The 26,043-nt window shown below is 63.6% G+C and carries 26 protein-coding genes; 5 read left to right on the top strand and 21 right to left on the bottom strand.

Annotation, left to right across the window (positions count from 1 at the left end; translation table 11 throughout):
- Nucleotides 1-142 precede the first annotated feature (142 nt).
- From DBW_RS17910 to DBW_RS00360, 3 genes are read left to right on the top strand one after another with little or no spacing between them, the layout of a single operon-like run.
- Nucleotides 143-319: a PLD nuclease N-terminal domain-containing protein gene (locus DBW_RS17910; RefSeq protein WP_082820086.1), complete on the top strand. Its 177-nt coding sequence runs from the start codon at nucleotides 143-145 to the stop codon at nucleotides 317-319.
- Nucleotides 320-366: 47 nt separating this feature from the next.
- The gene (locus DBW_RS00365; RefSeq protein WP_066722614.1) at nucleotides 367-1,725 is read left to right on the top strand and encodes a DUF2254 domain-containing protein; all 1,359 of its coding nucleotides are present in this window, start codon (nucleotides 367-369) and stop codon (nucleotides 1,723-1,725) included.
- A 15-nt stretch (nucleotides 1,726-1,740) separates the two neighbouring features.
- Nucleotides 1,741-3,192, top strand: coding sequence for a mechanosensitive ion channel family protein (locus DBW_RS00360; protein WP_082820085.1), 1,452 nt, complete (start codon nucleotides 1,741-1,743; stop codon nucleotides 3,190-3,192).
- Between the two features lie 123 nt (nucleotides 3,193-3,315).
- On the opposite strand, the gene DBW_RS00355 is transcribed toward DBW_RS00360, so the two are convergent.
- The 3 genes from DBW_RS00355 to DBW_RS00345 form a co-directional block, all read right to left on the bottom strand.
- Entirely contained in the window at nucleotides 3,316-3,732 is a 417-nt protein-coding gene (locus DBW_RS00355; RefSeq protein WP_066722612.1) for a COG4315 family predicted lipoprotein, read from the bottom strand.
- Nucleotides 3,733-3,910: 178 nt separating this feature from the next.
- On the bottom strand, nucleotides 3,911-4,255 hold the full coding sequence (locus tag DBW_RS00350) for an antibiotic biosynthesis monooxygenase family protein (RefSeq protein ID WP_066722609.1): 345 nt from the start codon (nucleotides 4,253-4,255) through the stop codon (nucleotides 3,911-3,913).
- 75 nt (nucleotides 4,256-4,330) lie between these two features.
- Nucleotides 4,331-4,906 carry a PKD domain-containing protein gene (locus tag DBW_RS00345; RefSeq protein WP_066722607.1) on the bottom strand — a complete coding sequence of 192 codons (576 nt, stop codon included), beginning with the start codon at nucleotides 4,904-4,906 and terminating at the stop codon, nucleotides 4,331-4,333.
- 395 nt (nucleotides 4,907-5,301) lie between these two features.
- On the opposite strand from DBW_RS00345, the gene DBW_RS00340 reads away from it, so the two are divergent.
- Nucleotides 5,302-6,756, top strand: a complete 1,455-nt coding sequence (locus DBW_RS00340; RefSeq protein WP_066722604.1) for an ATP-binding protein — start codon at nucleotides 5,302-5,304, stop codon at nucleotides 6,754-6,756.
- A 284-nt stretch (nucleotides 6,757-7,040) separates the two neighbouring features.
- On the opposite strand, the gene DBW_RS00335 is transcribed toward DBW_RS00340, so the two are convergent.
- The 3 genes from DBW_RS00335 to DBW_RS00325 all read right to left on the bottom strand — a co-directional run bounded on the left by DBW_RS00335 (nucleotide 7,041) and on the right by DBW_RS00325 (nucleotide 8,925).
- Nucleotides 7,041-7,736: a transposase gene (locus DBW_RS00335; RefSeq protein WP_066729561.1), complete on the bottom strand. Its 696-nt coding sequence runs from the start codon at nucleotides 7,734-7,736 to the stop codon at nucleotides 7,041-7,043.
- A gap of 198 nt (nucleotides 7,737-7,934) precedes the next feature.
- Nucleotides 7,935-8,279, bottom strand: a complete 345-nt coding sequence (locus DBW_RS00330; protein WP_066722601.1) for an antibiotic biosynthesis monooxygenase family protein — start codon at nucleotides 8,277-8,279, stop codon at nucleotides 7,935-7,937.
- A gap of 79 nt (nucleotides 8,280-8,358) precedes the next feature.
- Nucleotides 8,359-8,925 carry a PKD domain-containing protein gene (locus tag DBW_RS00325; RefSeq protein ID WP_157471652.1) on the bottom strand — a complete coding sequence of 189 codons (567 nt, stop codon included), beginning with the start codon at nucleotides 8,923-8,925 and terminating at the stop codon, nucleotides 8,359-8,361.
- A 180-nt stretch (nucleotides 8,926-9,105) separates the two neighbouring features.
- Between DBW_RS00325 and DBW_RS00320 the strand changes: the two genes are divergently transcribed.
- Nucleotides 9,106-10,320, top strand: a complete 1,215-nt coding sequence (locus tag DBW_RS00320; RefSeq protein WP_066722594.1) for an IS256 family transposase — start codon at nucleotides 9,106-9,108, stop codon at nucleotides 10,318-10,320.
- Between the two features lie 134 nt (nucleotides 10,321-10,454).
- Here the strand turns inward: DBW_RS00320 and DBW_RS00315 are convergent, their stop codons facing one another.
- From DBW_RS00315 to DBW_RS00245, 15 genes are all read right to left on the bottom strand, one after another.
- Entirely contained in the window at nucleotides 10,455-10,829 is a 375-nt protein-coding gene (locus tag DBW_RS00315) for a GxxExxY protein (RefSeq protein WP_066722587.1), read from the bottom strand.
- Between the two features lie 334 nt (nucleotides 10,830-11,163).
- The gene (locus tag DBW_RS00310) at nucleotides 11,164-12,342 is read right to left on the bottom strand and encodes an aminotransferase class V-fold PLP-dependent enzyme (protein ID WP_066722585.1); all 1,179 of its coding nucleotides are present in this window, start codon (nucleotides 12,340-12,342) and stop codon (nucleotides 11,164-11,166) included.
- Complete coding sequence (gene ovoA / locus DBW_RS00305; RefSeq protein ID WP_066722583.1) at nucleotides 12,339-14,450, bottom strand: 5-histidylcysteine sulfoxide synthase; 2,112 nt, start codon at nucleotides 14,448-14,450, stop codon at nucleotides 12,339-12,341. The genes DBW_RS00310 and ovoA overlap by 4 nt, the downstream gene beginning before the upstream one ends.
- A 109-nt stretch (nucleotides 14,451-14,559) precedes the next feature.
- Nucleotides 14,560-15,615: an ACR3 family arsenite efflux transporter gene (gene arsB / locus DBW_RS00300; protein ID WP_066722575.1), complete on the bottom strand. Its 1,056-nt coding sequence runs from the start codon at nucleotides 15,613-15,615 to the stop codon at nucleotides 14,560-14,562.
- Between the two features lie 22 nt (nucleotides 15,616-15,637).
- Nucleotides 15,638-16,072: an arsenate reductase ArsC gene (locus DBW_RS00295; protein ID WP_197463684.1), complete on the bottom strand. Its 435-nt coding sequence runs from the start codon at nucleotides 16,070-16,072 to the stop codon at nucleotides 15,638-15,640.
- Between the two features lie 49 nt (nucleotides 16,073-16,121).
- On the bottom strand, nucleotides 16,122-16,469 hold the full coding sequence (locus tag DBW_RS19110; protein WP_066722573.1) for an ArsR/SmtB family transcription factor: 348 nt from the start codon (nucleotides 16,467-16,469) through the stop codon (nucleotides 16,122-16,124).
- Nucleotides 16,470-16,540: 71 nt separating this feature from the next.
- Complete coding sequence (locus DBW_RS00285; RefSeq protein ID WP_066722571.1) at nucleotides 16,541-17,320, bottom strand: universal stress protein; 780 nt, start codon at nucleotides 17,318-17,320, stop codon at nucleotides 16,541-16,543.
- 91 nt (nucleotides 17,321-17,411) lie between these two features.
- Nucleotides 17,412-18,320 (bottom strand): hydroxymethylglutaryl-CoA lyase, encoded by a 909-nt coding sequence (locus DBW_RS00280; RefSeq protein ID WP_066722569.1) that lies wholly within the window; start codon nucleotides 18,318-18,320, stop codon nucleotides 17,412-17,414.
- Nucleotides 18,317-20,323 carry an acetyl/propionyl/methylcrotonyl-CoA carboxylase subunit alpha gene (locus tag DBW_RS00275; protein ID WP_066722566.1) on the bottom strand — a complete coding sequence of 669 codons (2,007 nt, stop codon included), beginning with the start codon at nucleotides 20,321-20,323 and terminating at the stop codon, nucleotides 18,317-18,319. Before DBW_RS00275 ends, DBW_RS00280 begins: the two co-directional genes overlap by 4 nt.
- Nucleotides 20,324-20,327: 4 nt before the next feature.
- Nucleotides 20,328-21,119: an enoyl-CoA hydratase/isomerase family protein gene (locus DBW_RS00270; RefSeq protein ID WP_066722563.1), complete on the bottom strand. Its 792-nt coding sequence runs from the start codon at nucleotides 21,117-21,119 to the stop codon at nucleotides 20,328-20,330.
- Between the two features lie 3 nt (nucleotides 21,120-21,122).
- Entirely contained in the window at nucleotides 21,123-22,733 is a 1,611-nt protein-coding gene (locus tag DBW_RS00265) for a carboxyl transferase domain-containing protein (protein WP_066722561.1), read from the bottom strand.
- 15 nt (nucleotides 22,734-22,748) lie between these two features.
- On the bottom strand, nucleotides 22,749-23,210 hold the full coding sequence (locus DBW_RS00260; RefSeq protein WP_066722559.1) for a PaaI family thioesterase: 462 nt from the start codon (nucleotides 23,208-23,210) through the stop codon (nucleotides 22,749-22,751).
- A gap of 13 nt (nucleotides 23,211-23,223) precedes the next feature.
- The gene (locus DBW_RS00255) at nucleotides 23,224-24,024 is read right to left on the bottom strand and encodes an alpha/beta fold hydrolase (RefSeq protein WP_082820084.1); all 801 of its coding nucleotides are present in this window, start codon (nucleotides 24,022-24,024) and stop codon (nucleotides 23,224-23,226) included.
- A 19-nt stretch (nucleotides 24,025-24,043) separates the two neighbouring features.
- A complete protein-coding gene (locus tag DBW_RS00250) occupies nucleotides 24,044-25,210 on the bottom strand; it encodes an isovaleryl-CoA dehydrogenase (RefSeq protein ID WP_066722554.1) in 1,167 nt (388 codons plus the stop codon).
- 225 nt (nucleotides 25,211-25,435) lie between these two features.
- Nucleotides 25,436-25,981: a DUF6125 family protein gene (locus DBW_RS00245; protein ID WP_066722551.1), complete on the bottom strand. Its 546-nt coding sequence runs from the start codon at nucleotides 25,979-25,981 to the stop codon at nucleotides 25,436-25,438.
- Between the last annotated feature and the right edge of the window lie 62 nt (nucleotides 25,982-26,043).

Raw genomic sequence — 26,043 nt, 5'->3', positions numbered from 1 at the left:
TTAGCCCCCAGAAAAAAAACCACCGGTCCGGAGAGCGTCGCGGGCACCTTCAGGAAATGGGAACGCAATCGATCCAACCGGAGGATTTGACCGGAGGGGTCAAAGCAGGTGGCCACATTGAGTGGCCCCAAAGGAGTACCTCATGGGATCATTGTTGGGAATCGCCATCCTGGTCGCTGATATCTGGGCCCTGGTGAAAATTCTCCAGAGTCCGGTTTCGCCCGGCAACAAGACCCTCTGGGTGCTGGTCATCTTCCTGCTGCCGGTGATCGGCCTCGTCCTCTGGTTTTTTATCGGGCCGCGGGGCGGCCGCGCCTGATGCCACCGCGTTCTTTTACGGCGCCAACCCGATGACAGGAATCAGCGGTGAAGACCAAACTTGTCAACCTTTACCAAAAAATTCGCTCTAGCTACTGGTTCCTCCCTTCGGTCATGGCCGGCATGGCAGGCGTCCTGGCCTTCATTCTGGTCAAGCTCGACTTGCTTAATGCACAAAGCGGGCTGATCGATCTCTCCTGGATCAGCCTCACCGGTGCCGCCGGGGCGCGGGCCATCCTCTCGACGGTGGCCAGCTCCATGATCACGGTTACCGGCATCGTCTTTTCCATCACCATCGTTACCCTTTCCCTCGCCTCGCAGCAGTTCGGGCCGCGCCTGCTGCAGAATTTCATGCGCGACCGCGGCAACCAGGTGGTGCTCGGGACCGTCACCTCCACCTACCTGTTTTGCCTGCTGGTGATGCGAACGGTCAGTGACGCGCCCGCTTCCCCATTCGTCCCCCACCTCTCGGTTCTGGCCGCCTTGCTACTGGCGATCCTCTGTGTGGGAGTCCTGATTTACTTCATCCACCATGTCGCCGAGTCGATTCAGGTCACCAATGTCATCGCCGCCGTCAGCCGCGAGCTGAGCGCCGAAATCGAACGGCGCTTTCCCGACAAATTCAGCGAAGCGGTGGGAGCGCGGGAGATCGACTATGCCCTGGAGGAATTGCTTCCCGCACGTTTCGACGAGGAGGTCCGATCGCTCCCAGCCCTCTCCGGTGGCTATTTGCAGGCCATCGACCATGCCGGTCTCCTCGAACTGGCCGTCGACCGGGACCTCGTCATCCGTATCGGGCACCGGGCCGGGCATTTCATCGTTGCGGGCGCGCCCCTGGTCGAAGTCTGGCCCGGCACCGCCGCCGATGGGGAGGACCTGGTGAAGGCGGTGAACGGCCACTTCATAACCGGACAAAAACGCAGCCAGGAACAGGATCTGGTATTTCTCATTCATGAATTGGTGGAAATCGCCGCCCGCGCCCTGTCGCCGGGGGTAAACGATCCCTTTACCGCCATCTCCTGCATCAACCATCTCGGGGCGGCGCTCTGCGATCTGGCGCAAAGAATCTTCCCCCCGATTTTGAAAAAGGATGCCGCAAACCGGGTACGGGTCGTCAGCTACCCGACCACCTTCGACCGGATCGTGGCGGCGTCCTTCGACCAGATTCGCCAGTATGGCCGGACCAATGCCGCGGTGAGCATCCGCCTGCTGCAAACCATCCGGCTGATTCTCCCTTTCACCTGTTATCCCGAACAGAGAAACGCCTTGTTGCACCAGGCCGCCATGATCGAGCGAGGGAGTCGGGATGGCCTGCCGGAGGAGTCCGACCGGCGCGATGTCCATGCAAAGTACCTGGCCGTATTTGAAACCATGGAAACCTGCTTCGGCTTGACCGGCGGCGACTGAACAGGGGTCTTTACCATGAACTGCGCGCGAAATCTTCGGCGTTCAAAACGGGTCTTGCCCCATCGTCACGCCTGGCGCCTTGGCGTCAGCGCCCTCTTTTTCGGGCTCCTCCTCTCCCCGGCATTGGCCCAGCAGGAACCTGCGGCCAAAGCGAGAGTGACCCCGCCCGCCGGGGAGAGCACCTCGGGTGCGGCGCGCATCGAGGTGCAGCCGGTCGCCAGCGACCAGGCCATTGACAGGCGCCTGACCAGCATACTGGAAGCGACCGGCTGGTATTCGGAGATTGCCGTGCAGGTCGAAGAAGGGGTGGTCTTTCTCGACGGGCGCGCCGCGTCGGCGGAAGACCGGACCTGGGCCGGGACCCTGGCCGCCAAAACCGGCGACGTGGTTGCGGTGGTTAATCGTATCCGGGTGGCGGAAAGTTCGCCCTGGGATTTTTCGCCCGCGTTATCAGAGCTGCATAACCTCTGGCAGGGGACCCTGCAGCGGCTGCCGCGACTCCTGCTCGGGCTGCTGGTGCTGTTCCTGTCCGGAGCCGTTGCCTGGCTCGCGGCGCAGGGGACGCGAAGGGCCCTGGGCCAACGGCTGAATCCGCTGCTGCGTGATGTCGCGGCGCGGGTTTTGAGCATCATCGTTCTGCTGCTCGGGTTGTATCTGGTGCTGCAGGTCGTCGGCCTCTCCCGCCTGGCGGCAACAGTGCTTGGCGGAACGGGGCTGGCCGGTCTGGTGGCCGGAATCGCCTTTCGCGATATCCTCGAAAACTATCTCGCCAGCATCCTGATCAGCCTGCGCAATCCGTTTCGGATCGGCGATCTGGTCGAGATTGTCGGGAATACCGGCGTCGTGCAATGGGTAACCACCCGCGGCACGGTACTGATGAATCTGGACGGCAACCACGTGCAGATTCCCAACGCGACAGTCTATAAAAGCATCATCCGGAACTACACCGCCAATCCCAATCGCCGCGAGAGCTTCGAAGTCGGGATCGGCTTCGAGAACGAGATTACTCGCGCCCAGGAGTTGGTCCGGGATCTTCTGCGGGAACATCCCGCGGTGCTGGCGGACCCGGAGGCCCTGGTTCTGGTCGACCGGCTGGGCTCCGCTACCGTGAATCTGAAAATCTACTTCTGGTATGACGGCCTGGCCTACAACGGACTCAAGGTCAAGTCCTCGCTGATCCGGCTGGTGAAGCGGGTTTTCCAGGAGCAGCAAATTTCCATGCCCGACGAAGCGCGGGAGGTTCTGTTCCCCGAAGGGGTATCGGTCCGCATGCTTCAGTCTACAACAGCGGTGGAGCCACAGGAGGAATCGAAAGCGCCCCCGCCGCCGGTCGCCGCCACGGAGGCGGTCACCACCGGCGCTGAAGGAGGACTGGCGAGTGAAGACGAGCAACTGCTGGAGCAGGGCCGCAAAGCCAGGGTTCCGGAGGAGGGGATGAATCTGCTGGAAGAGAATCCGGCGGACTGAAGGCTTTGGCCGGCAGGATCACACAGTGGGAAGAAACCAGCCCAACCCACATCTGACCACGAAGCCCCGACCGGGAATCCGGTCGGGGCTTCGTCTCAGTAGGAGACGGGTGTTTCCTCTTCATCAGTGAGGGGGAAAGTTGCCTGGATCGACAACGAACCAGACCTCCTTCAATCCCTGGCCGTTCGTCTCCCCCGCAGCGCTGTCGCCGGCAAAGCAGTAGAGCGGATAACCGCGGAAGGTGGTCTGCTGCTGGCCATCCTCACGGGTGATGGTGGCGAAGTCGGCGGCTGCGGCCTCCGCCGGCGCCATCACGCTTTCCCGGTAGAAGATCGGCCAGTTGCCGACGCACCCGCCGCTGCAGGCGCTCATCCCCGGCATGTCTTTCTTGAACCAGTAGAGGGTCTTCCCTTCGGCATCGGTCAGGTAGTGGCCGATGCCGGCCTTTTCGGCGACCTTGACTTCATGGTGCATGGCCAGCGCGGATAACGGCACCGCCAGCAGCATGGCCACGATGGCGAGACGCAGTAAGCTGTTCATGGTGTGCTCCCTGTGGGTGGATAAGGTGTGAAAAGCGGCAGTTCGCTTTCATTATCCGCCCGGGGCCGGGATTAAAGCAACTGAGCGGCCTTCCCGCGCCGCCAAAGTCACTTCCCCACAAAAAAGAAGTCCCGGCCGGAGATTCGTCGGGACTTCGTTTTGTTTATCTTGGGGCTGGTCAGCCGAACAGGTCGCGGCTGTCATCCGGCGCTTCGCCGCGCTCCGTCATCCCATAATCCCGCACCACCGCCGCGACCCGCAGCCGGTAGTCGGCAAAAATGCCGCCGCGCCCTCGGGCCTGGGCTTTTCTGTGCCTCTCCAGATTGCGCCAGTTGCGCACGGCCGCTTCATCCCGCCAGAAGGAGAGCGAGAGAACCTTCCCCGGGGTCGTCAGGCTCTCGAAGCGCTCGATGGAAATAAAGCCGTCGATCTGCTGCAACTCCGCCCGCAGAGACGCGGCCAGGTCGAAGTACTCCTCGGCCCGCCCCGGCGTCGGCCAGACTTCAAAGATGACGGCGATCATGGTGGAATCTCCCTTGTAAGCGTCTGCGAGAATCGGAACAGCCTCCCGGTGTGTCCTTGTCAGGCCGGCAAAAGTTCAGGGTGCCGGGATCAGCTCCACGGTCCAGTCGACTACCCGGTAAAGCTCCGGGTGCGGGGTGTCGGCGATGGGGACGTTGATCAGCGAGGCGATTACGGTCCCGTCGTTCCAGTCGGCGACGAGGTTGGGATATTCCAGGGCAACGAGATCGACGGCTTCGTCGAGAGTGCGGCCGATCTGCCAGCCGAGCAGGGTATCGACACTATGGATGACCAGCACCCCGACCTCGGTGACGCCGTCGGCGACCGCCGGGATAACGGTCACGACGATGGAGGTGGCGTCGCTGAAGTCCTCGTTGGATACGGTGACGGTGAAGCTGTAGCGCCCGGGGAGGTCGGGGACAAAGGAGGTCCTCGCCGCCCGGGGGTTGGCAATGGTCGCGGTGCTCCCGGAGGGGGCCGAATCGAGCGTCCAGAGGTAGGTCGCGTCACGGTCAAGGAGGGTGGCGCTGGCATCCAGCATAACCGTATCGCCGACTGCGGCAATTTCGGGAGTGGTGGCCTTGGCGATGGGCTGGACATTCCCGCAACCGCAGAGCGCCAGCAGCAAAATTCCAGTGATTCGTCTGACCATGGTTCCGACTCCCCGATCTTGTTGGTTCCGCCGGGCACCTGTCGTGGGGTTGGCGGAAAATCTTTGCTCTATTGTAATCGACCGGCGGAGGTAAATCATCCGGCGATCGTAAAAGCAAAGCTTCAGGGTGACCCAAATGACATCTCCCGTCCAAATGGACGGTCTACCGACCGGGCCAACCTGGGGTTGCTGATGGGATAAAAAGTCCCGGCCGGGTTTCTGAATTCGATTCGGCGTCCCATGAAGGGCTCTGGCCTGGAGTTTAGGCGGGGGGATGAGGTAATCACTGCGGCCCTTACTTGTAATTAAGCCTAGAATTTGCCGAGGATTGGCTTGATATTAAATTTTTAGACTAATATACTTACCTTAAAATTACTTTTTGGGGAGGTTTTCACGTGATTGCGTCCAATGCTGAACTTATTGCGGTACTGCGTCGTTATAACCCTTGGTGGTCGGGTGGGCGGTTTCCTGAGCTCCCCCCATGGCATCGGGCCGCATTTCAGGAAATTGGCGACTGGCTGCAAAACCCACCTGCCGGAAGAGCACTTCTCCTCTCGGGGGCACGCCAGGTTGGAAAAACCACCCTGTTCCTGCAAGCGATTGACCAGCTTCTCGACAAGGGTGTCCCTCCAACCAACATTCTATACGCGACCTTTGACCATCCGCTGCTCAAATTGATCGGGCTTGATGGTTTGCTGCAACTTTGGCGCGAATTCGAACCGGGTCGAGATGGTGTCGAATACCTATTCCTCGATGAAATCCAGGCGACCAAGGATTGGCAGGTCTGGCTCAAGCATCAGGTCGATTTTGAAAAGCGCCGGCGCATCGCCGTCACTGGCTCGGCAACCCCACTGGAAACCGAGGGTCTCGAATCAGGGGTAGGACGCTGGCACACCATTCGGCTGGCTACTCTGTCCTTTTACGAATATCTGCAAATCCGGCGCGATCCGGTGCCCGATCTCCCCCCTGTCTCCACCCTCGCCGGACTCTTTGACAAGTCTCCCAACTGGTTCGCCCGCACAGGGGAAGAAGCTCGGCCACTGACCGGGCTGTTCCACGAATACCTGTTACGAGGTGGCTTTCCCCAAAGCTCCCTGGTCAGCAGCATAACCCTGGCCCAGAAGCTTCTCCGAGAGGACATCGTCGACAAAGTCCTAAAACGTGACATGACCGCACTCTTTGGCGTCAGGCGCGTCCTTGAACTGGAACAGACATTTCTTTACCTCTGCCTTCACGACGGCGGGCTCCTCGACATCCAGGCTTTGTGCAGCAATCTGGAGGTTAAAAAGGGGACCGCCAACAACTTCATCGATTTGCTCGAAGCGACTCACCTGATCTACAGGCTGCGGCCTTTCGGATACGGCAAGGAGATCCTGCGCGGCCGGTCAAAAGTCTACCTTGCGGACGCCGCTATCGCTCCCGGGGTAATGCTCAAGGGGAAGGAACTGCTGGAGGACACCCAAAAGCTCGGCCAAGCGGTAGAGACCGCCTTCTTCAAGCACGTCTTCAGCCGCTATTACCAGCGAAGCATCTCCTTTTCCTATTGGCGTGGAAAGAAGGATCAGGAGGTGGACATCATCGCCGATACCGGCAAACGGCTGGTCCCTTTCGAGGTCAAGTATCGCGGGCAGAATGTTGGGACTTCGGAGCTGAAAGGCCTGGTTCAGTTCTGTCAGGAGCGAAAGGTCCATCGCGCTTACGTTATAACCAAGGACGCTGCCGATTTCGGGATACTGTCCCTTTCCGCAACCGAGGACTTCAAGGCACTGAAGATTCCGGCTCCGCTCGCCTGTTATTGGCTCGGGCGCTCCGAGGTGGAATCCCTTGACCGGCAGGAGTTGGAAGGCTGAGTGATCAGACCCTTCCGAGACGCCCCGGCATACGCATAGAGATGAGCCTTTCGACTACCTCGTGTCCATTCAGAAACCCCGGGGGATACGACTTAGTTTCAGAAGCGGAAATAAAGGATTTTTCGTCGAGTCAAGGAAGTCAATTTTACCAACTGGTTAAAAACGCCAGTCGGAAATCCGGTCGGGACTTTTGAATTAAGTATGCTGTCTCCGGAACTCCCCCAGCTTCTTAGGGTGCGGCTCTCCTTCCAGGAGCACAGGAGACCAGGAGCCAACGGGTAGCTTTATTTCTGGTCCTTTCGCGGGCGCCCGGGGCGACGTAACTCGACCCTGCGCTCCAGTCTCTTTTCAATTTCATCGACGAAGGATGCTCCGCCCGTCAATTGTCCGCGGGTAACGGCACCGAGAATTATCGACCGCTCCTCTTCGGAAATCGTCCCGGCCAGAAAGGCCCGGTATTTGGCTGCGCGCTCCTCGTTTGCAACTCCCAGCCCCAGATAGAGGGAATCCAAATCGAGCCAGTCAAGGGACTGCTGGCCGGTTCTGGCACCACAACTTGACCACCGGTAGCGCGCAGGATCTTCACATACCCCCGCGAAAACCGGGTTCATCTCCACATACCGGCAGCAGGCCAGCAGATAGGCATTGCTGTCTATCGGGCTCGACTTGAACCGTCCCTCCCACAGGGTCCCGGTACGCCCCTCAAGACGGTTGACATAGCGCGTCTGCCGTCCGGCAACGCGTTTCATCAATTTCCCGATAGCTTCCGCCCGATCTCCCGGATCGACCACCAGGTGAATGTGGTTGGTCATCAGGCAATACGCATACACCTTGCACTCGTAGGCCTTTTTCCACTCGGCCAGATTGGCCAGGTAGTAGAGGTAATCCTCGTCGCTGGCAAATACCGTCTGCCGGTTATGCCCGCGCTGGATAATATGATGGGGAAAATTGGGAATGATGATGCGAGCGGTTCTTGGCATAGCCGGAAAGTAGCACGGGGTGAATCGGAAAGGCAATAAATAAATCTGTCCCCCTTTCCTTGTCCGGGCAGGAAGAAAAGCAAATAAGCGCCCTTTCGGCCCCGTCAAGTTCATTCCCGACTGAACAAAAGCCCCGACCGAGTAACAGGTCGGGGCTTTTGTTCGTTTATTGCTCCCAGGAAGACAATCCGAAAGTTGCTAGCCGAACACCTCACGGCTGTCATCGGGTGCTTCGCCGCGTTCCGCCAGCCCGTAATCCCTCACCACCGAGGCAACACGCAACCGGTAATCGGCGAAGACACCATCGCGTCCTTTGGCCTGGGCGTTTCGATGGTCCTCAAGGGTGCGCCAACTGCGAACGGCCTCTTCGTCACGCCAGAACGACAGCGAAAGATATTTCCCCCTGGTCGTCAGGCTCTCGAACCGCTCGATGGAAATGAACCCGTCAATTTTTTGCAAATCTGACCGCAAGGAGGCAGCCAAATCGAAGTACTCTTCAGCCCTTTCCTCAACCGGCCAGACTTCAAAGATTACGGCGATCACGGTGGAATCTCCTTTGTAAGGGGCTAGGGAGCCCGGAACTCCGTACCAACTTCTCTCTTTCGTCCCCTCCGGCAACAGGTCATGGTGTCAGGATTAACTCGACGGTCCAGTCGACCACCCGGTAGAGTTCCGGGTGGGGGATGGGGACGTTGATCAGGGTGGCGATAATGGTCCCATCGTTCCACCCGGTGACCAGGGTGGGATATTCCAGGGCGACGAGATCGGCGGCCTCGGCGAGGGTGCGGCCGATCTGCCAGCCGAGCAGGGTGTCGACGCTGTGGATGACCAGCACCCCGACTTCGGTGACGCCGTCGGCGACCGCCGGGATCACCGTGACGATGATGGAGGTGACATCGCTGAAATCCTCGTTGGCAACAGTGACGGTGCAGGTGTAGCGGCCGGGCAGGTCTGGGACGAAGGATGTTTTCGCCGCGTGGGGGTTGGCGATGGTCGCGGTGCTGCCGCTCGGCGCCGAATCGATGGTCCAGAGGTAGGTCGAGTCGCGGTCGAGAAGGGTGGCGCTGGCATCGAGGATAACCGTGTCGCCGACGCTGGCAATTTCGGGGGTGGTGGCCTTGGCGATGGGCTGGACATTCCCGCAACCGCAGAGTGCCAGCAGCAAAAATCCAGTGATTAGTCTAAGCATGGTTTCGATTCCCCGATCTCGTTAATTCCGCCGGGATCCTGCCCTCTGGTTGGCGGAAAATGTATGCTCTATTGTAATCGACCAGGGGAGGTAAATCTCCAGGCAATGGGAGGGTGTAAAAAAGATTGTGTAAATGGCCATTCAGGGGTACACCGGGACCCCACCCTCTAAGGAGCCCCCATGGCCATCGAAAAAGATCTGCTGGACCGTCTGCTTGCCGACTACAAGAAGCCCGAAGACCTGATCGGCGAAACCGGCTTGCTTAAACAGCTCACCAAGGCCCTTCTGGAACGAGCTTTGGAAGCGGAATTGACCCAACACCTGGGGCACGAGAAGCATGCTCCCGTGGCCACGAAAGGCGGCAATGCCCGCAATGGCAAGTCGGCCAAAACCATCAAGGGCGAATTCGGCAAACTGCCGATCGAGGTTCCGCGTGACCGGGACAGCAGCTTCGAGCCGCTCATCATTCCCAAGGGCCAGACCCGCTTCGCCGGCTTCGACGGCAAGATCATCTCCCTCTACGCCCGGGGGATGACGACCCGGGAGATCCAGGGGCATCTGGAAGAGATTTATGGCGTCGAGGTCTCTCCCGCCCTCATTTCCAGCGTGACCGATGCCGTCGCGGACGAGGTCAAGATCTGGCAGAACCGACCGCTCGACGCCCTCTATCCCATCGTCTATATGGACGCGGTCCGGGTCAAGGTGCGAGACAACGGCCACGTCAGCAATAAAGCGGTCTACCTGGCCCTGGGCGTCACCCTGGACGGCATCAAGGAGGTCCTGGGCATGTGGGTGGCCGAGAACGAGGGCGCCAAGTTCTGGCTACAGGTGGTGACCGAGTTGAAAAACCGGGGTGTCGAAGACATCTTCATCGCCTGCGTGGACGGGCTCAAAGGTTTCCCCGAGGCCATCGAAGCAGTCTTTCCTCGCACCCAGGTCCAGCTCTGCCTCGTTCACATGGTGCGCCATTCTCTCCGCTACGTCTCCTGGAAACAGCGCAAGGAAGTGGCGGCCGATCTGAAGTCCATTTACCAGGCCGCGACGGCCGAGCAGGCCGAAATGAACCTGACGGAGTTCGAAGCGAAGTGGGATAAAACCCACCCCTCCATCGGCCAGTCCTGGCGGCGGAACTGGGAGAGAATCACCCCGTTTTTCGCCTACCCGGCGGAGATTCGCAAGGTGATCTACACCACCAATGCGATCGAATCGCTGAACATGTCGCTGCGCAAGGTCACCAAGAACCGGGGCTCATTCCCCAACGACGCAGCCATGTTCAAACTGCTCTACCTGGCGCTGAACAATATCGCCAAGAAATGGACCCTGCCGATTCGGGACTGGAAGGCCGCTCTCAACCAGTTCTCTATCTTGTTCGAAGGCAGGTTGCCGGTTTACTGACGACAAAAACCCAAGCCATTTACACAAACTGATTTACACCGCCGGCAATGGAGAAAAAATGGTTTCGAAGTGACTCAAATTTCGTCCAGCTAAGCCTAAGAACCAGACGGGGGATATTTGTTTTTCCAGAGCTCTTATTTCATGCAGTTATCGAATACGCTTCGCTTCACCTCTGCTTTGGGGCCAAAGTTGAGCAGCAGCCCCACCTCAACATCCGTTGCCTTCAGATAATTCAGTAGCTGCGCCTCATGGGTGCCGTTCAAGACTCGGGTTGCCTTGATTTCGACGATAACCTTTTCTTCTACCAACAGGTCCGCAAAATACTCACCGACCATCTGCTGGGCATAATTTACAACGATTGCGGCTTGTTGCTGGACGGCAAGACCGGTGAGTGCGAGTTCAATGAATAGTGCGTTTTCATAGACCTTTTCCAGGAATCCATACCCGAGCTTGTTGTAGACATTGTAAAAACTGCAGATGATCTGATTTGTGATTTCCTCGTGTTTCATTCCCCCTCCTTCTTGAATCATCGAAATCTGTCAAATTCAAGATTAAAAACTTTGGACACGGATCAGATCTGATTAACACGGATCAAGCCAAACATGAACCCTAAAGTCCTTGCCCCTAATCCGTGGTTATCCGTGAAATCCGTGTCCAAGTGCTCCTGTCTTCTCTTTTGTTTCGCCTTCCATGCAGCAAACACCAAAATAACCCGCCGAACTCGGATCAAATCTGATGAACACGGATCAAGCCAAACCTGAATTTTACAGTCCTTGCCCCTAATCCGTGTTCATCCGTGGAATCCGTGTCCAAAGAACTTTCCTGCCTTTTAACTCCACCCCATCACAACAACTTCTGCAATTCCCCCACAAACCGCTCCACCTCCTCCGCACTGTTGTAGTAATGCAGCGAAGCCCGCAACAGCGGCGGGTGCGGATGCTGCTCCGAGCTGAGAGGGTTGGCGGAAAAAGGGACAGTGGCGACATTGATGGCGCGGTCGGCGAGGAGCTGCTGCAATTCGGCGGCAGGCCGCTGGCGGGCGTGGAAGGTGACGATGCCGCACTGCAGCAGGCCGCGGTCGGCAACGGTGACCCCGTCGAGGGTGGCGAGCTGACGGCGCAGCTCGGCGGCGAGGTGGCCGATGCGGGCGCTGATCGTCTCCAACCCCCAGTCGAGGGCGTAATCGATGGCGACGCCGAGGGCGAGCTGGCCGGCATAGCTGCGCTCCCAGGTCTCGAAGCGGCGGGCGTCCGGGCGCAGCCGGTAGTCGCGGGCGAAGAGCATCGGTGCGGCGAAGTGGTTGAGCTCGTGCGGTTCGAGCGTCTCGAGCAGGGAGTTGCGAACGTAGAGGAGGCCGGTGCCGCGCGGGCCGCGCAGGAACTTGCGGCCGGTGCCGCAGAGGAGGTCGCAGCCGATCGCTTCGACATCGACCGGGAGCTGGCCGAGGGCCTGGCAGGCGTCGAGGAGATAGGGAATGCCGGCTCTTCTTGCGAGCTGGCCGACGGCGGCGGCGGGGTTGACCAGGCCGCCGCCGGAGGGGACCTGGGTCAGGCAGATCAGCCGGGTGCGGGCGTCGATCAGCCGCTCCAGCGCCGCCAGGTCGACCTGACCATGGCCGTCGTCGGGGACTTCGACGATCTCGACCCCCTCGTTCCGCGCCCGTTGCAGCATCGCGACCAGGCTGCTGCCGTACTCGGCGCTGCCTACCAGGATGCGCGCGCCGGGCCGGAACTTCAGGGCGTAGAAGGCGGCGTTCCAGGCGCGGGTTGCGCTTTCGGCAAAAGCGATCTCGGCGGGCGCGCAGTTCAAAAGCCGGGCCGCGGCGACGTAGAAGTGCTCCAGCTCTAGCTCGCGCCGGGCCATCACCTCGTAGCCGCCATGCAGCTCCTCGTCGCGCAGGTAGTCGTGCAGGGCGTCGGCCACGGGCACTGGCGGCAGGGCGGCGCCGGCGTTGTTGAAGTGGATCAGCTTCTCGCAGCCGCGGGTTTCGCGGCGGGCGCGGGCGAGGTCGAAAGCCGTCATCCTTCCAGCCGCTCCCAGATCGTCAGCTGCGAGACACTGTGCTGAAACTTGCGGGCGGTCTCGCGAATCACGAAGGGGACGTCGCGCGGCTCGCCGATCATCCGGAAGTGGTCGCCGAGCTGCTCCTGCAACCCCTCGAGGGTGGTAAAGGGCTCACCGGCGCGGCGCACGCCACCGATCCAGTGCTCCTTTTTGGTGAACTCTTCGAGCCAGGTGTAAGGAGAGGCAAGGACGAGCAGGCCACCGGGGTTGATGCGCTCGCGGATCATGCGCAAAAAGCGCGCCGGGTCGTAAAGGCGATCAAGGAGGTTGGCGGCGAGGACCAGGTCGTAGTTGGCAAACTGGGGCTTGAGGTTGTGGGCGTCCCCCTGAAAGAACTCGATCCGCTGCGCCGTCTCGGCGAGACCGAAGTCCTGGAGGCGCTTTTCGTGGAAGGAGACGATCTCCCCCTCTTCGGGGAGCTGGTAGTGGATCACCCCCTTCTCCTGCAGCTGGTAGGCGATGCGGATGAAGCGGGCGGAGAAGTCGATGCCGGTGACGAAGTCGAAGTGCCTGGCCAGCTCGAAGCTCCCGCGGCCGACGGCGCAGCCAAGATCGAGGGCGCGCTGTTTCGGCCAGCCGCCCATCGCCTCGGCGCAGATGCCGGCAAGGGTGGCGGGGAAGTTGGGCACCCCGAACTTGTCGGGGCCGAAGTGGGCGTCGCAATACTGGGCGACGGCGGTGTCACTCTCGTACATCGCCTCCGGCTCCTCCACCGCCTGCTCGCTGGCGACGTAGCGCAGGCCGGCATGCTGGAAAAAGTGGCGCCGGAAGGCGTAGCGGCAGTCGCGGGTCGCCTCGTTGCCGGTGGAGATCCAGGAGCCCCCCTTGATCAGGTTGTGCTGGGTGTCGAAGGTCGGGGTCGAGAAGTCGTCGTACCAGGGATGGACTTCGAAGCCGTCGAAGCCGGTGATCGGCGTCTCGGTCCACTGCCAGACGTTGCCGACGACGTCGCAGAAGTCGCCGAACTCGAATTTGCTGACCGGGCAGGAGGAAGCGAAATGTTCGAGGTTGATGTTCCCCGGCGCCTGCTCCCAGTAGGGCTGATCGGGAATCTCGAGCAGGTCGTGGAGCCGGTACCACTCGTCCTCGGTCGGCAGGCGGATCGGTTTGCCCGTCGTTTTCGCCTTCCAGTTGCAGAAGGCCTTCGCTTCGAGCTGGTTGACCTCCACCGGCCAGTCCCAGGGCATGGCGATCTCCTGCGCCATGGTTCGAAAACGGTAGGAATCGCCGTCCTTGATCCAGAAGAGGGGATGTTCGGCGCGGGAGAAGGTGAGCCAGCGCTCCCCCTCGTCGCTCCAGTAGCTTGGGGTGCGGTAGCCGCCGGCGTCGACGAACTCGCGGTACTCGGCGTTGGAAACGAGGTAGCGGCTCGCCTCGAAATCGTCGACGACAAAACGGTGGTGCCCGAACTCGTTGTCCCAACCGTAGAGGGGATGGTCCTTCTGCTTGCCGAGGGTCACCTTGCCGCCGGCTACCGGCAGCAGCCGGTTCTGCGGCGCGGCGCCGCTCTCGGTGCAGATTTCCCAGAGCGGCAGCTGCCGCACCCGCTCGATGGGGAGACGGCGGATGATCACCGAGGAGGTCTCGAGGTGAATGCGCGAATGCTCGATCCCCATCATGATCGCCCACCAGGGGTTTTCCCAGTCGATGGGGAGGGTCAGCGGCAGGCTCGCGATCACGCCGTCGACCAGGTTCCGCACCGTATTGCGGTAGGCCTTGACTTCCGCCACCGTCGGCCAGTCGTAGTTGGCGTCATTGAGGTCGTCCCAGGACATCTCGTCGACGCCGATGGCGAACATCGCCTCATAGCCGGGGTTGATGCGCTCGTCGATGACCCTGGCGACGATCAGCTTGTTGATGTAGAAGGCGGCGGTGTGGCCGAGGTAAAAGATCAGCGGATGGCGCAGCGGCTCGGGGCGCAGGTAGAAGGCGGCGTCATCGGCGAGGGTGTCGTAGAGCTGTTCATCGAGGCTGTAAGAGGCGTGAAAGTAGGCGCGGATCTCGGCACGTTTCTGCTCCGGCGTGCCGCTGTTGAGAATGGTGGTGCGGGTGTTGCGCAGCTCCATCGGCTCCTCCCGGTCGGCTGGGGTGGCGGTAAAGGATCTATTATAGCAGAACAGCTTCCGACCGGCTGCGAAAGCCCTTACCTCCTCTTTCCCGCCTCGCAGGGAGAACCTAAAAAGTGACCTGCGCGCCGAACCAGCGGCGCTGGAACCAGAAGGCGACATGGACCAGGCCGATCATCACCGGCACCTCGACCAGCGGGCCGATGACGGCGGCAAAGGCGGCGCCGGAGTTGAGGCCGAAGACCGCCACCGCCACGGCGATGGCAAGCTCAAAATTGTTGCTCGCCGCGGTGAAGGCGAGGGTGGTGGTGCGGCTGTAGTCGGCGCCGACCTTGCGCCCCATCCAGAAGGAGACCAGGAACATCAGCACGAAGTAGATCAGCAGCGGGACGGCAATGCGCACCACGTCGAGGGGGATCTGCACCATCAGCTCCCCCTTGAGGCTGAACATGACGACGATGGTGAAGAGGAGCGCGATCAGGGTGAGCGGGCTGATTCTGGGCACCACCACCGCGTGGTAGCGCTCGCGCCCGAGGAGCTTGACGCCGATCAGCCGGGTCAGGGCCCCGGCGAGGAAGGGGATGCCGAGATAGATGAAGACGCTCCTGGCAATGGCGCCAATTGTGATGTCAACCACCGCCCCCTGCAGGCCGAAAAGGGGTGGCAGCACGCTGATGAAAAACCAGGCGTAGACGCTGAAGAAGAGGACCTGGAAGATGCTGTTGAAGGCGACCAGTCCGGCGGCGTATTCACTGTTTCCCTTGGCGAGCTCATTCCAGACGATGACCATGGCGATGCAGCGCGCCAGGCCGATCAGGATCAGGCCGACCATGTACTCGGGATAGCCATGCAGGAAGATGATGGCAAGGAAGAACATCAGAAGCGGGCCGATTACCCAGTTCTGCAGCAGGGAGAGGCCGAGGATGCGCTTGTTGGCAAAAACGTCGGGCAACTCCTCGTAGCGAACCTTGGCGAAGGGGGGATACATCATCAGGATCAGGCCAGCGGCGATGGGGATATTGGTGGTACCGACGCTGAAGAGGTTGACGAACTCCTTGATCCCGGGAAAGAACCAGCCGGCGCCGACGCCGACCAGCATGGCGAGAAAAATCCAGAGGGTGAGGTAACGATCGAGAAAGGAGAGGCGTCTGGAGAGGGTGGTCATGGCTGTCATCCTTCGTGGCAGGTCAGGAGTGGTCCGCTGCGAGTTCCCGGCGGAAGAAGTCCTGCATGGTGTGGCGGATCTCGTCACGCACCCGGCGGTAGACCGCCAGCACCTCGTCCTCGCTCCCCCTCGCCCGCGGCGGGTCGTCGAAGCCCATGTGCAGCCGCCGCACCCCGCCGAAGAAGAGGGGGCACTTCTCGTTGGCATCGCCGCAAAGGGTGATGACGTAGTCGAAGGGCTGTGATTCGTAGCGGCTGATGTGATCGGAGCTGTTGGCGCTGATGTCGATGCCGAGTTCGGCCATCACCTGCACCGCCCGCGGGTTGAGGCCGTGCGGCTCGGTCCCGGCGGAGAAAGCCGCGACGCGCCCGGCGAAGTCATGGTTGACGAGACCTTCAGCCATCTGGCTGCGGCAGGAGTTGCCGGTACAGAGAAAGAGGACCCGTTTTTTCACCATTGCAACCTCCAATACATCCGCCTGGGCGGATAGCTCAGGGTAAAAAAATTCAGCGGCAGCCGCCGGCAGCGCCGGTCACCTCCCGCCGCCGCAGCGCTTCGAGGTCCCGGCGTACCTGCGCCAGTTCGCCGAGCCGCCGGCCGAGCAGGGCCAGCAACTCATCGGCGAAGGGACTCCCGGCGTCGGCGAGGCGGTAGAACATCCAGACCCCCTGGCGCCGGTCGTCGACCAGCCCGGCGTTGCGCAGGTAGGCGAGATGGCGCGAGACCGTCGACTGCGGCAGGTTCAGGACCGCCATCAGATCGCAGACGCAGAGTTCCCCCTCCCGCAACAGGGCAAGAATGCGCAGCCGGGTTTCGTCGGCCAGGGCTTTGAACAGGCGCGTCGTCGTCTTCATGGTTTCTCTTATATCCGCATAGGCGGATGTTGTCAAGGATAGAGCATCGCTCCCCCGGGACGCCGGACCGCTCAGTTGGCGAGGAGCATCGGCACCGTCATCTGGCTGAGGAGGCGGTTGCCGACCTCGCCCAGCTCGAGCCGGCCGCGGCGGCTGGTAACGTGAACCCCGACCACCACCAGGTCGGCGGCGTGGTCGGCGGCGAGGTTGAGCAGGTCTTCGCCGACATCGAGGCTGGTCCGGGGAATCTGTTCGACCAGCGCCGCCAGGCCGTGACCGTTACAATAGTCACGCAGCCGGCTGCTCTCGTCGACGATCCCGATCCCCCCACTCCCGATCGAGACCAGGCTGACCTGTTCGGCCAGGGCCAGCAGCGGCAGGGCATCGCGCAGCGCCCGCGACGCTTTCGGTCCGGCCTTCCAGGCGACCAGCACCCGTTCGCCGAGGCGCAGCGGGCAATTCGCCAGCGGCACCACCAGCACCGGGCAGCCGGCGCCGAGCAGGAGCCGCGCCATTCCCGCCAACCCGTCCTTCTCTACCGCCGGCTGACTCACCACCAGCAGGTCGGCGAAACAGCACTGGTAGCCGAGCATCTCCACCAGGCTGATCTTGGTGAAGCCGAGATCGACCGCCACCCAGCCGCTGGCGACCCCGGCCGCCGCGACCTGGCGCTCGAAGGCTTCGCGTACCCGGCCCAACTCGGCGGCCGGGTCCTGCTGCCCCGGCCCTTCGTAGACGTAGAGGCCACGCAGCCGGGCGTCATGCTTGCGGGCCAGGAGCAGGGCCGCCGCCACCCGGTCGTTACTCGCCGGGGTCGGGTCGAGGTAAACCAGAATCTCTTTCAGTTTCATCGCGCTTCTCCCTGCCCTGCCTGCATCCATGGGCTCATGGTCCGACGCCGGGGCGCCGGTCTTCGTTGCTCTTCTTGGGTCGATTCCCGCCTCAGCCGGCGCCGCACCCGCGGCGCGCCAGCGCCACTTTTGACCCGGTCGGCCGGCCGAGGGCAGCGCTGATGAAACAGCCGGCATCGATCAGCCCGTCGAGATCGACACCGCTCTCGATGCCGAGCCCGTTGAGGAGATAGAGGAGATCCTCGCTCGCCACATTTCCCGAGGCTCCCGGCGCATAGGGACAGCCGCCGAGACCGGCGACCGAGCTGTCGAAGACGGCGACCCCGACCTCAAGGGCGGCCAGGATGTTGGCCAGCGCCTGGCCGTAGGTGTCGTGGCAATGGACCGCCAGCCGCGTCACCGGCACCTGTTGTGCCACCTCTTTCACCAGGGCCTGGATCTGGCCCGGGGTGCCGACGCCGATGGTGTCGCCGAGGGAGACCTCGGCGCAGCCAAGGGCCGCCAGGCGACCGGCGAGTTCCGCCACCCGCTGCGGAGGTACGGCTCCCTCGTAGGGACAGCCGGCGACACAGGAGATATAGCCGCGCAACCGGATTCCCCGCGGCCGGGCGATGGCGGCGACCTCGGCGAAGCGCTCCAGGCTGGTGGCGATGGAGCAGTGGATGTTCTGCTGTGAGAAGGTCTCGGAGGCGGCGGCAAAAAGCGCGATCTCCTCGACCCCGGCGGCCAGGGCCCGCTCCAGTCCCTGCCGGTTGGGGACCAGCGCGCTGTACACCACCCCCGGCCGGCGCTCGATACCGGCCAGCACCGCGGCGGCGTCGGCCAGCTGCGGCACCGCCTGCGGCGCGACGAAACTGGTCGCCTCGATCGCCTTCAGGCCGGTGGCGCTGAGCCGGTCGATGAAGGCAATCTTGGTCGCCGTCGGGACCGCGCCCGCTTCGTTCTGCAGGCCGTCACGGGGGCCGACCTCGACCAGCCTGACCTGGCGCGGCAGCTTCATCCCTCCTCCGCGTCCGGCACAATACTGAGCAGTTCGACCCCTTCGCTGACGATGGCCCCGACAGCAAAGGGGAGGCTCGCCACCACCCCGGCGGCGGGGGCGGTGATGGTGTGCTCCATCTTCATCGCCTCGAGGATCGCCAGCCTGGCGCCCCGCTCGACGCGGTCGCCCGTCTTGACCAGGAGCGCCACGACCTTCCCCGGCATCGGCGCGGTGAGCCGTCCGCCCCCCGTCTCGGCCGCAACCTGGAGCCCCGGATCGTCGAGGAGGAGCAGGTGGCTGCGGCCGCCGCTGAGGATGGTCAGCTCGCGACCGTGCTGCACCACCGTCACCCGGCAACGCTCTCCCCCCAGTTCGGCACAGAGCTCCCCGGAGCTGTCGATGGCGCCACTGGCGCTGAGCTGCCCGCCCGGCAGGTCGAAGAGGTAAGAGTCGCCGCGATAATGGACGGTGACGGCGAGGCGCTCGCCGCCGTCGCTGAAACCGAACTCGTGGTGGTTATCGGAGTTGAGGCGCCAGCCATCGGTACGATGCCAGGGGGACCAGGGATCCGAGCTGGCGGCGGCAGCCGTTGCCGCCTCGGCGTTACGCCGCAGCAGCAGCGCCAGGGTGGCGAGGGCCAGCATCCGTTCGCTGACCGGCCCGGGCTCGGGGAAGAGCTCGGTGGCGTGGCGCTCGATAAAGGCGGTATCGAGATCGGCGGCGGCAAAGGCCGGGTGGGCGCAGAGGGTGGCGAGAAAGCCGAGGTTGGAGCTCACCCCGGCAACCTGGAAAGCGCCGAGGGCCTGCTGCAGGCGCCGCACCGCCCGTGGCCGGTCCCGGTCCCAGACGATCAGCTTGGCGAGCATCGGGTCGTAGTGGATGCTGACCTCGTCCCCCTCGCGCACCCCGCTGTCGATCCGCACATGGGGCGATTCCGGCGGCTGGCGCAGATGACGAATGCGGCCGGTGGCGGGGAGGAAGTTGCGCGCCGGGTCCTCGGCATAGATCCGCGCCTCGATGGCATGGCCGCTGATCGTCAGCTCCTGCTGGGAGGCGGGGAGCGCTGCTCCGGCCGCGACCCGCAACTGCCATTCGACCAGGTCCTGGCCGGTAATCATCTCGGTGACCGGGTGCTCGACCTGGAGACGGGTGTTCATCTCCATGAAATAGAAGGAGCCGTCGTGATCGAGGAGGAACTCGACGGTGCCGGCGCTGACATAAGCGATCGCCCGCGCCGCCGCCACCGCGGTGGCGCCCATCGCCGCGCGCAGGTCGGGGGCGAGGCCGGGGGCGGGCGCCTCCTCGATCACCTTCTGGTGCCGGCGCTGGATCGAGCAGTCGCGCTCGAAGAGATGGAGCAGGTTCCCCTGGCTGTCGCCGAAGACCTGGACCTCGACGTGGCGGGGACGCTGCAGGTAGCGTTCGAGCAGCACCCGGTCGTCGCCGAAGGCGGCGGCCGCCTCGCGCCGCGCGCCGGCGAGGGCGTCGGCAAAGTCGTCGCCGTGGTTCACCACCCGCATCCCCTTGCCGCCGCCACCGGCGCTCGCCTTGATCAGCAGCGGGTAACCGATGGCGTCGGCGGCGCGGCGCAGGCGCTCGTCCGACTGGTCGCTCTCGTGGTAGCCGGGGACGAGGGGGATGCCGGCCGCGCTCATGATCTGCTTGGCGGCGCTTTTGGACCCCATCGCCTCGATCGCCGCTACCGGCGGGCCGACGAAGATCAGTCCGGCCTCGCCGCAGGCGGCGGCAAAGGGGGCGTTCTCGGCCAGAAAGCCGTAGCCGGGATGGATGGCGTCGGCGCCACTGGCGCGGGCCGCGGCGAGGATACGGTCGCCGGCGAGGTAGCTCTCCCGCGCCGGCGCCGGCCCGAGGTGCTGGGCTTCGTCGGCGAGTTCGACATGGCGCGCACAGCGGTCGGCGTCGGAATAGACCGCCACCGTGGCAATGCCGAGCCGGCGGGCGGTACGGATGATGCGGCAGGCAATCTCGCCGCGGTTGGCTATCAGCAGCTTGGCGATCATCGCATCATCCCCGGATCCAGTTGGGTGGGCGTTTTTCGAGATAGGCCGAGAGCCCTTCGCGCCCCTCGTCCGAAGCCCGCGCTTCGGCGATCCGCTCGGCGGTGTCGGCGATCAGGTCATCGTCGAGAAAGCTGAGCGACACTTCGGCAACCAGCTCCTTGACCGAGGCCATCGCCCGGGGGCTGTTGCGCAGCAGCAGCCGGCTGAGGCTGTCCGCCCGGGCTTCGAGCTCCCCGGGGGGGACCAGCTCGTGAACGAGGCCGAGACGATGCGCCTCGGCGGCATCGAAGCGCTCGGCGGTGATGAAGTAGCGCCGGGTGGCCCGCGGCCCGATGGCGGCGGCGACGTAGGGGGAGATGACCGCCGGGATCAGGCCGAGCTTCACCTCGGAAAGGCAGAAGGTGACCTCGGTGGTCGCCAGGGCGATGTCGCAGCAGGCGACCAGGCCGACGCCGCCGCCGATCGCCGCCCCCTGTACCAGGGCGATGGTCGGCTTGGCGAGGTTGGCGAGGGTCTTCATCAGCTCCGCCAGGTCCATGGCATCGGCGAGATTCTCCTCGAAGGAGTAATCGGCCATGCGCCGCATCCAGTTGAGATCGGCGCCGGAGGAAAAGCTCTTGCCGCGCGCCGCCAGCAGCACCACCCGCACGTTGTCGTCGCGGTCGAGGCGACGCAGCTCCGAGGTCAGCGAACTGATCAGGGTGTCGTCGAAAGCGTTGTGCAGGTCGGGCCGGTTGAGGGTGATGGTGGCCCGGCCGTACTCGTCGGTTTCACTCAATAGGGCTGCATTGCTCATGGCTCACATCCTGAAAATGCCGAAGTCGGTTTTGGCGATCGGCGCGTTGAGCGCCGCCGACAGCCCGAGGCCGAGGACCATGCGGGTGTCGGCCGGCTTGATGATGCCGTCGTCCCAGAGTCTGGCGCTGGCGTAGTAGGGGTGCCCCTGGGTCTCGTACTGTTCACGGATCGGCGCCTTGAAGGCTTCCTCCTCGTCCCGGCTCCAGCTGCCGCCGGCCGCCTCGAGGGCGTCACGCTTGACCTGGGCGAGGACGCTCGCCGCCTGTTCGCCCCCCATCACCGAGATGCGCGCGTTGGGCCACATGAAGAGGAGGCGCGGACCGTAGGCGCGACCGCACATGCCGTAGTTGCCGGCGCCGAAACTGCCGCCGATCAGGACGGTGAACTTGGGGACGGCGGCGCAGGCGACGGCGGTGACCATCTTGGCGCCATCCTTGGCGATGCCGCCCGCCTCGTACTTGCTGCCGACCATGAAGCCGGTGATGTTCTGCAAAAAGATCAGCGGGATGCCGCGCTGGCTGCAGAGCTCGATGAAGTGCGCCCCTTTAAGGGCCGACTCGGAAAAGAGGATGCCGTTGTTGGCGACGATCCCCACCGGGTAGCCGAAGATGTGGGCGAAACCGCAGACCAGGGTGGCGCCGAAGAGCTGCTTGAACTCGTCGAACTCGCTGCCGTCGACCAGCCGGGCGATCACCTCGCGCACGTCGTAGGGCTTGCGCACGTCGGCGGGGATGATGCCGTCGATCTCCGCCGGGTCGTAGAGGGGTTCCTGCACCGGGCGCAGCTTCAGGCCGAGCGGCGGCTTGCGACGGTTGAGGTGGCCGACGATGCGCCGGGTGATGGCGAGGGCGTGCTCGTCGTTCTCGGCGTAGTGGTCGGTCACCCCCGAGGTGCGGCAGTGGACCTCGGCGCCGCCGAGCTCCTCGGCCGTCACCACCTCGCCGGTCGCCGCCTTGACCAGCGGCGGGCCGCCGAGGAAGATGGTGCCGTTCCCCTTGACGATGACGCTCTCGTCGGCCATCGCCGGGACGTAGGCGCCGCCGGCGGTGCAGGACCCCATCACCACGGCGATCTGCGGGATGTTGCGGGCCGAGAGGGTCGCCTGGTTGTAGAAGATGCGGCCGAAGTGCTCGCGGTCGGGGAAGACCTGGTCCTGCTCCGGGAGGTTGGCACCCCCCGAGTCGACCAGGTAGATGCAGGGGAGATGATTCTCCGCGGCGATCTCCTGGGCGCGCAGGTGCTTCTTGACGGTGATCGGAAAGTAGGTCCCCCCCTTGACCGTAGCGTCGTTGGCCACGATCATGCACTCCTCCCCCGCCACCCGGCCGATGCCGGTGATCAGCCCGGCGGCCGGGATCGAACCGCCGTACATGTTGAAGGCGGCGAACTGGGAGAGTTCGAGGAAGGGGGAGCCGACATCGAGGAGGTGGCGGATGCGCTCCCGCGGCAGCAGCTTGCCGCGACCGACATGCTTGGCGCAGGACTGCTCGCCGCCACCACGCTTGATCCGCGCGACCTGCTCCTCGAGGTCGGCGACCTGGCGCCGCAGCGCCTCGGCATTGGCGCGGAATTCCTCACTCTGGCTGTTGATCGAACTCTTGAGAAGGGTCATGGTATTCGCCGTCCCCTACCCTTGCGGGTGGTCCTCGCTATTTTTCGTCGGCCGCGGCAGCACGGCGAGGGTCACCAGCGCCCGGGCCACCAGCTGTTCGGCCGCGGCCTGCCGTACATAGACGCTCGCCTCGGCCACTACCAGGCGGCGCCCGGCCTTGATCACCTCGGCCCGGGCCCACAACTCCTCGCCCCGCGCGGCGGCGAGGAGGTTGATCGTGAAGGTGCTGGTCAAAACCAGCTGGTCGGCGCCGATCACGGTAAAGGCCGCGGCGCCGGCGGTATGGTCGGCGAGGGTCGCCTGGACCCCGGCGTGGATAAACCCGTCCTGCTGCTGGTGGCGCGCCGTCACCGCCAGGCGCGTTTCGACGCGGCCGGGAGCGATGGTCACCGCTTCGATGCCGAGCTCGCCGATAAAGGGGGCGGCGCCGAAGATGGCGGCGGTTGCTGCGCGATAGTTGGGGTTGCGAATCTCCATCGTCCCTCCGGGATCAGGCGGCGACCAGTTCGCCGAGGAAGTCGCACACTTCGGCCAGCACCTCGGCTTCGGCCTGGCGGTGGGGAACGTGGGCGCAATCGGCGAGCAGGCAGCTGCGGCAGCGGCCACCCACCCCGTCCACTACCGCCTGCAGCTGGCGGACGGTGCCGAACTCGTCGTTTTCGCCCTGCAGGGCGAGAACCGGGCAGCGCACCGCGGCCATCTGCGCCTCGACGTTCCAGCTGCGGAAGGCCGGGTCGAGCCAGGTCTCGGCCCAGGTGGCAAAGACCGTTTCGGCCTTCGCCCCGTGGTAACGGCTGAGGCGCTGGCAGAGGTCGCTGTTCTGCCAGCGCTGGACCACGGCACGGATTCCCGCCAGGGTCGCCTCCTCGACGAAGAGATGGGCCGCTTCGCTGATCACCGCCAGCGGTCGCTCCGGGAAGGCGGCCGCGTAAAGCAGAGCCAGGGTCGCACCGTCGCTGTGGCCGAAGAGGAGCGGCCGCTGGATGTCGCAGGCGCTCAGCAGGGCGTCGAGACTGGCGAGTTCGCGATCGAGGTAGTCGAGGCCGCGGGGCGCCATCAGCGCCTGGGAGCCACCGAAGCCGCAGCGGTCATAGGCCATCACCGGCAGGCCGGTGGCGTCGGCCAGGGTTTGCGGAAAGCCGCGCCACTGGGCGATACTGCCTAGGGCCTCGTGCAGCAGCACCACGGTCGGCTGGGTAGCGGTTCCGGCCGCTTGCTGCGGCCGGAACCACTGCACCTGCAGCCGCTCGGCCAGCACCGTCATCATGATCGGACCTTCTGTCCTGCTCATCCTGGTCCCGTCCCGACCCTCAGGTCGTCTGCTCGAAGAGCTCGCGCCCGATCAGCATGCGCCGGATCTCGCTGGTACCGGCGCCGATTTCGTAGAGCTTGGCGTCACGCAGCAGCCGCCCGGTCGGATAGTCGTTGATGTAGCCGTTGCCGCCGAGACACTGGATCGCCTCCAGCGCCATCCAGGTGGCGCGTTCGGCGGCGTAGAGGATCGCCCCTGCCGCGTCCTTGCGCAGCGATCCCTTGCCGCCACAGGCCTTGGCCACAGTGTAGACATAGGCCCGGCAGACGTTGAAGGTGGTGTACATGTCGGCGAGCTTCCCCTGCATCAGCTGGAACTGGCCGATCGGATGGCCGAACTGCTTGCGCTCATGAAGGTAGGGGAGGACGACATCGAGACAGGCCGCTATGATGCCGAGGGGGCCACCGGCGAGGACGACCCGTTCGTAGTCGAGGCCGCTCATCAGCACCTTGACCCCTTTGCCGACGCTGCCAAGGACGTTCGCCTCCGGGACCTCGCAGTTCTCGAAGACCAGCTCGCAGGTCCCGGAACCGCGCATGCCGAGCTTGTCGAGTTTTTGCGCCGTGGAAAAACCGGGGAAGTCCCGTTCGACGATGAAGGCGGTGATGCCGTGCGGACCCGCCTCCATGTCGGTCTTGGCATAGACGACGAAGGTGTCGGCCTCGGGGCCGTTGGTGATCCACATCTTGTGGCCATTGAGAAGATAGTGGTCCCCCTCCTTGTCGGCGCGCAGGCGCATGCTGACGACATCGGAACCGGCGCCGGCCTCGCTCATGGCGAGGGCCCCGACCTGCTCGCCACTCACCAGCTTCGGCAGGTAGCGGGCGCGCTGCTCGGGGGTGCCGTTGCGGAAGATCTGGTTGACGCAGAGATTGGAGTGGGCACCGTAGGAGAGGGCGACCGAGGCAGAGGCGCGGCTGAGCTCCTCCATCACAACGACATGCTCGAGGTAGCCCATCTCGGCGCCGCCGTACTCCTCGCCGACGGTGATGCCGAGCAGGCCGAGCGCTCCCATCTTGGGCCACAAATCCATGGGAAAGTTGTTGCTGCGGTCGATCTCGGCCGCGCGCGGGGCGATCTCGGCGCGAGCGAAGCTGCGCACGGTGTCGCGCAGCAGCTCGACCTCATCTCCCAACTGGAAATCCAAACTGGGGTAGCTTTCCATGGCTCCACTCCCTGCCTGAGACGGTTGCCGTCAATCAAAGGGTTCACTCCCCTCGATTGCACGGGTGATACCAACCCCCCTTGCAGCGCAACGACAATTTCACCGGAAAAGTCCAGCTATCGGTAATCATTGAAAAGGTTACTTTTCTTTCCTGCCGCACCGGCTCCCCGGGGCGCCCCGGCTGTAAACAAAGGCAACGGCGGTGACGCCATCCGGGACAGCTCGTCACGCCGCGCCGTCGGCGAGGGTGAACTCCCAGGCGCACCAGTAGTCGTCCGGATGGGGGTCGGGGGGACAGGCGATGCAGCGGGTGACGATGCGCGCATCGATGGTGCTGGCGAAGCCGGCGTACTCGACGATCCCCACCGTCTTGCAGGGGAAATCGGCAAGGCCGCGGCGCTTGCGCGCCGACTGCACCCGGCAGTCGACCATGCGGAAGACGGCCCGGCTGTCGCTCACCTCGAGCGCCTCCTGCAGGTTGAGGCGGGCGTAGAGGCGGTGCTTGAGGCACTCGACCAGCGCCGGGATGCCGCCGCCGGGGGCGAGGCCGAGGCGCGCCATGATGCGCTTCGCCTCGATCACGGTGAACCTCTCCCAGGCATCCTTGTCGGCGGCGATCGCCGCCTCCATCCCGGAGCGCTGCTCCACCGCCTGAAACCAGAGCCCGTCGTGGGCGAGCCAGTTCTTGGCGTCATCGACGATGATCGCGATCAGTTCCTCTTTGCTCAGCTGCTGCAAAAGGGAGAGGCCTTCATCGAGGTTGGCTTTCATGGTGTTAACTCCTTTACGATTTTCATAGGTCCCATTGGTCTCATGGGTCCTATGGGACTTAT

Source organism: Desulfuromonas sp. DDH964, from assembly GCF_001611275.1.
Taxonomy (GTDB): Bacteria; Desulfobacterota; Desulfuromonadia; order Desulfuromonadales; family DDH964; genus DDH964.
The sequence above is the reverse complement of the archived record's forward strand: the minus strand, read 5'-3'. Positions and strand labels throughout refer to the sequence as shown.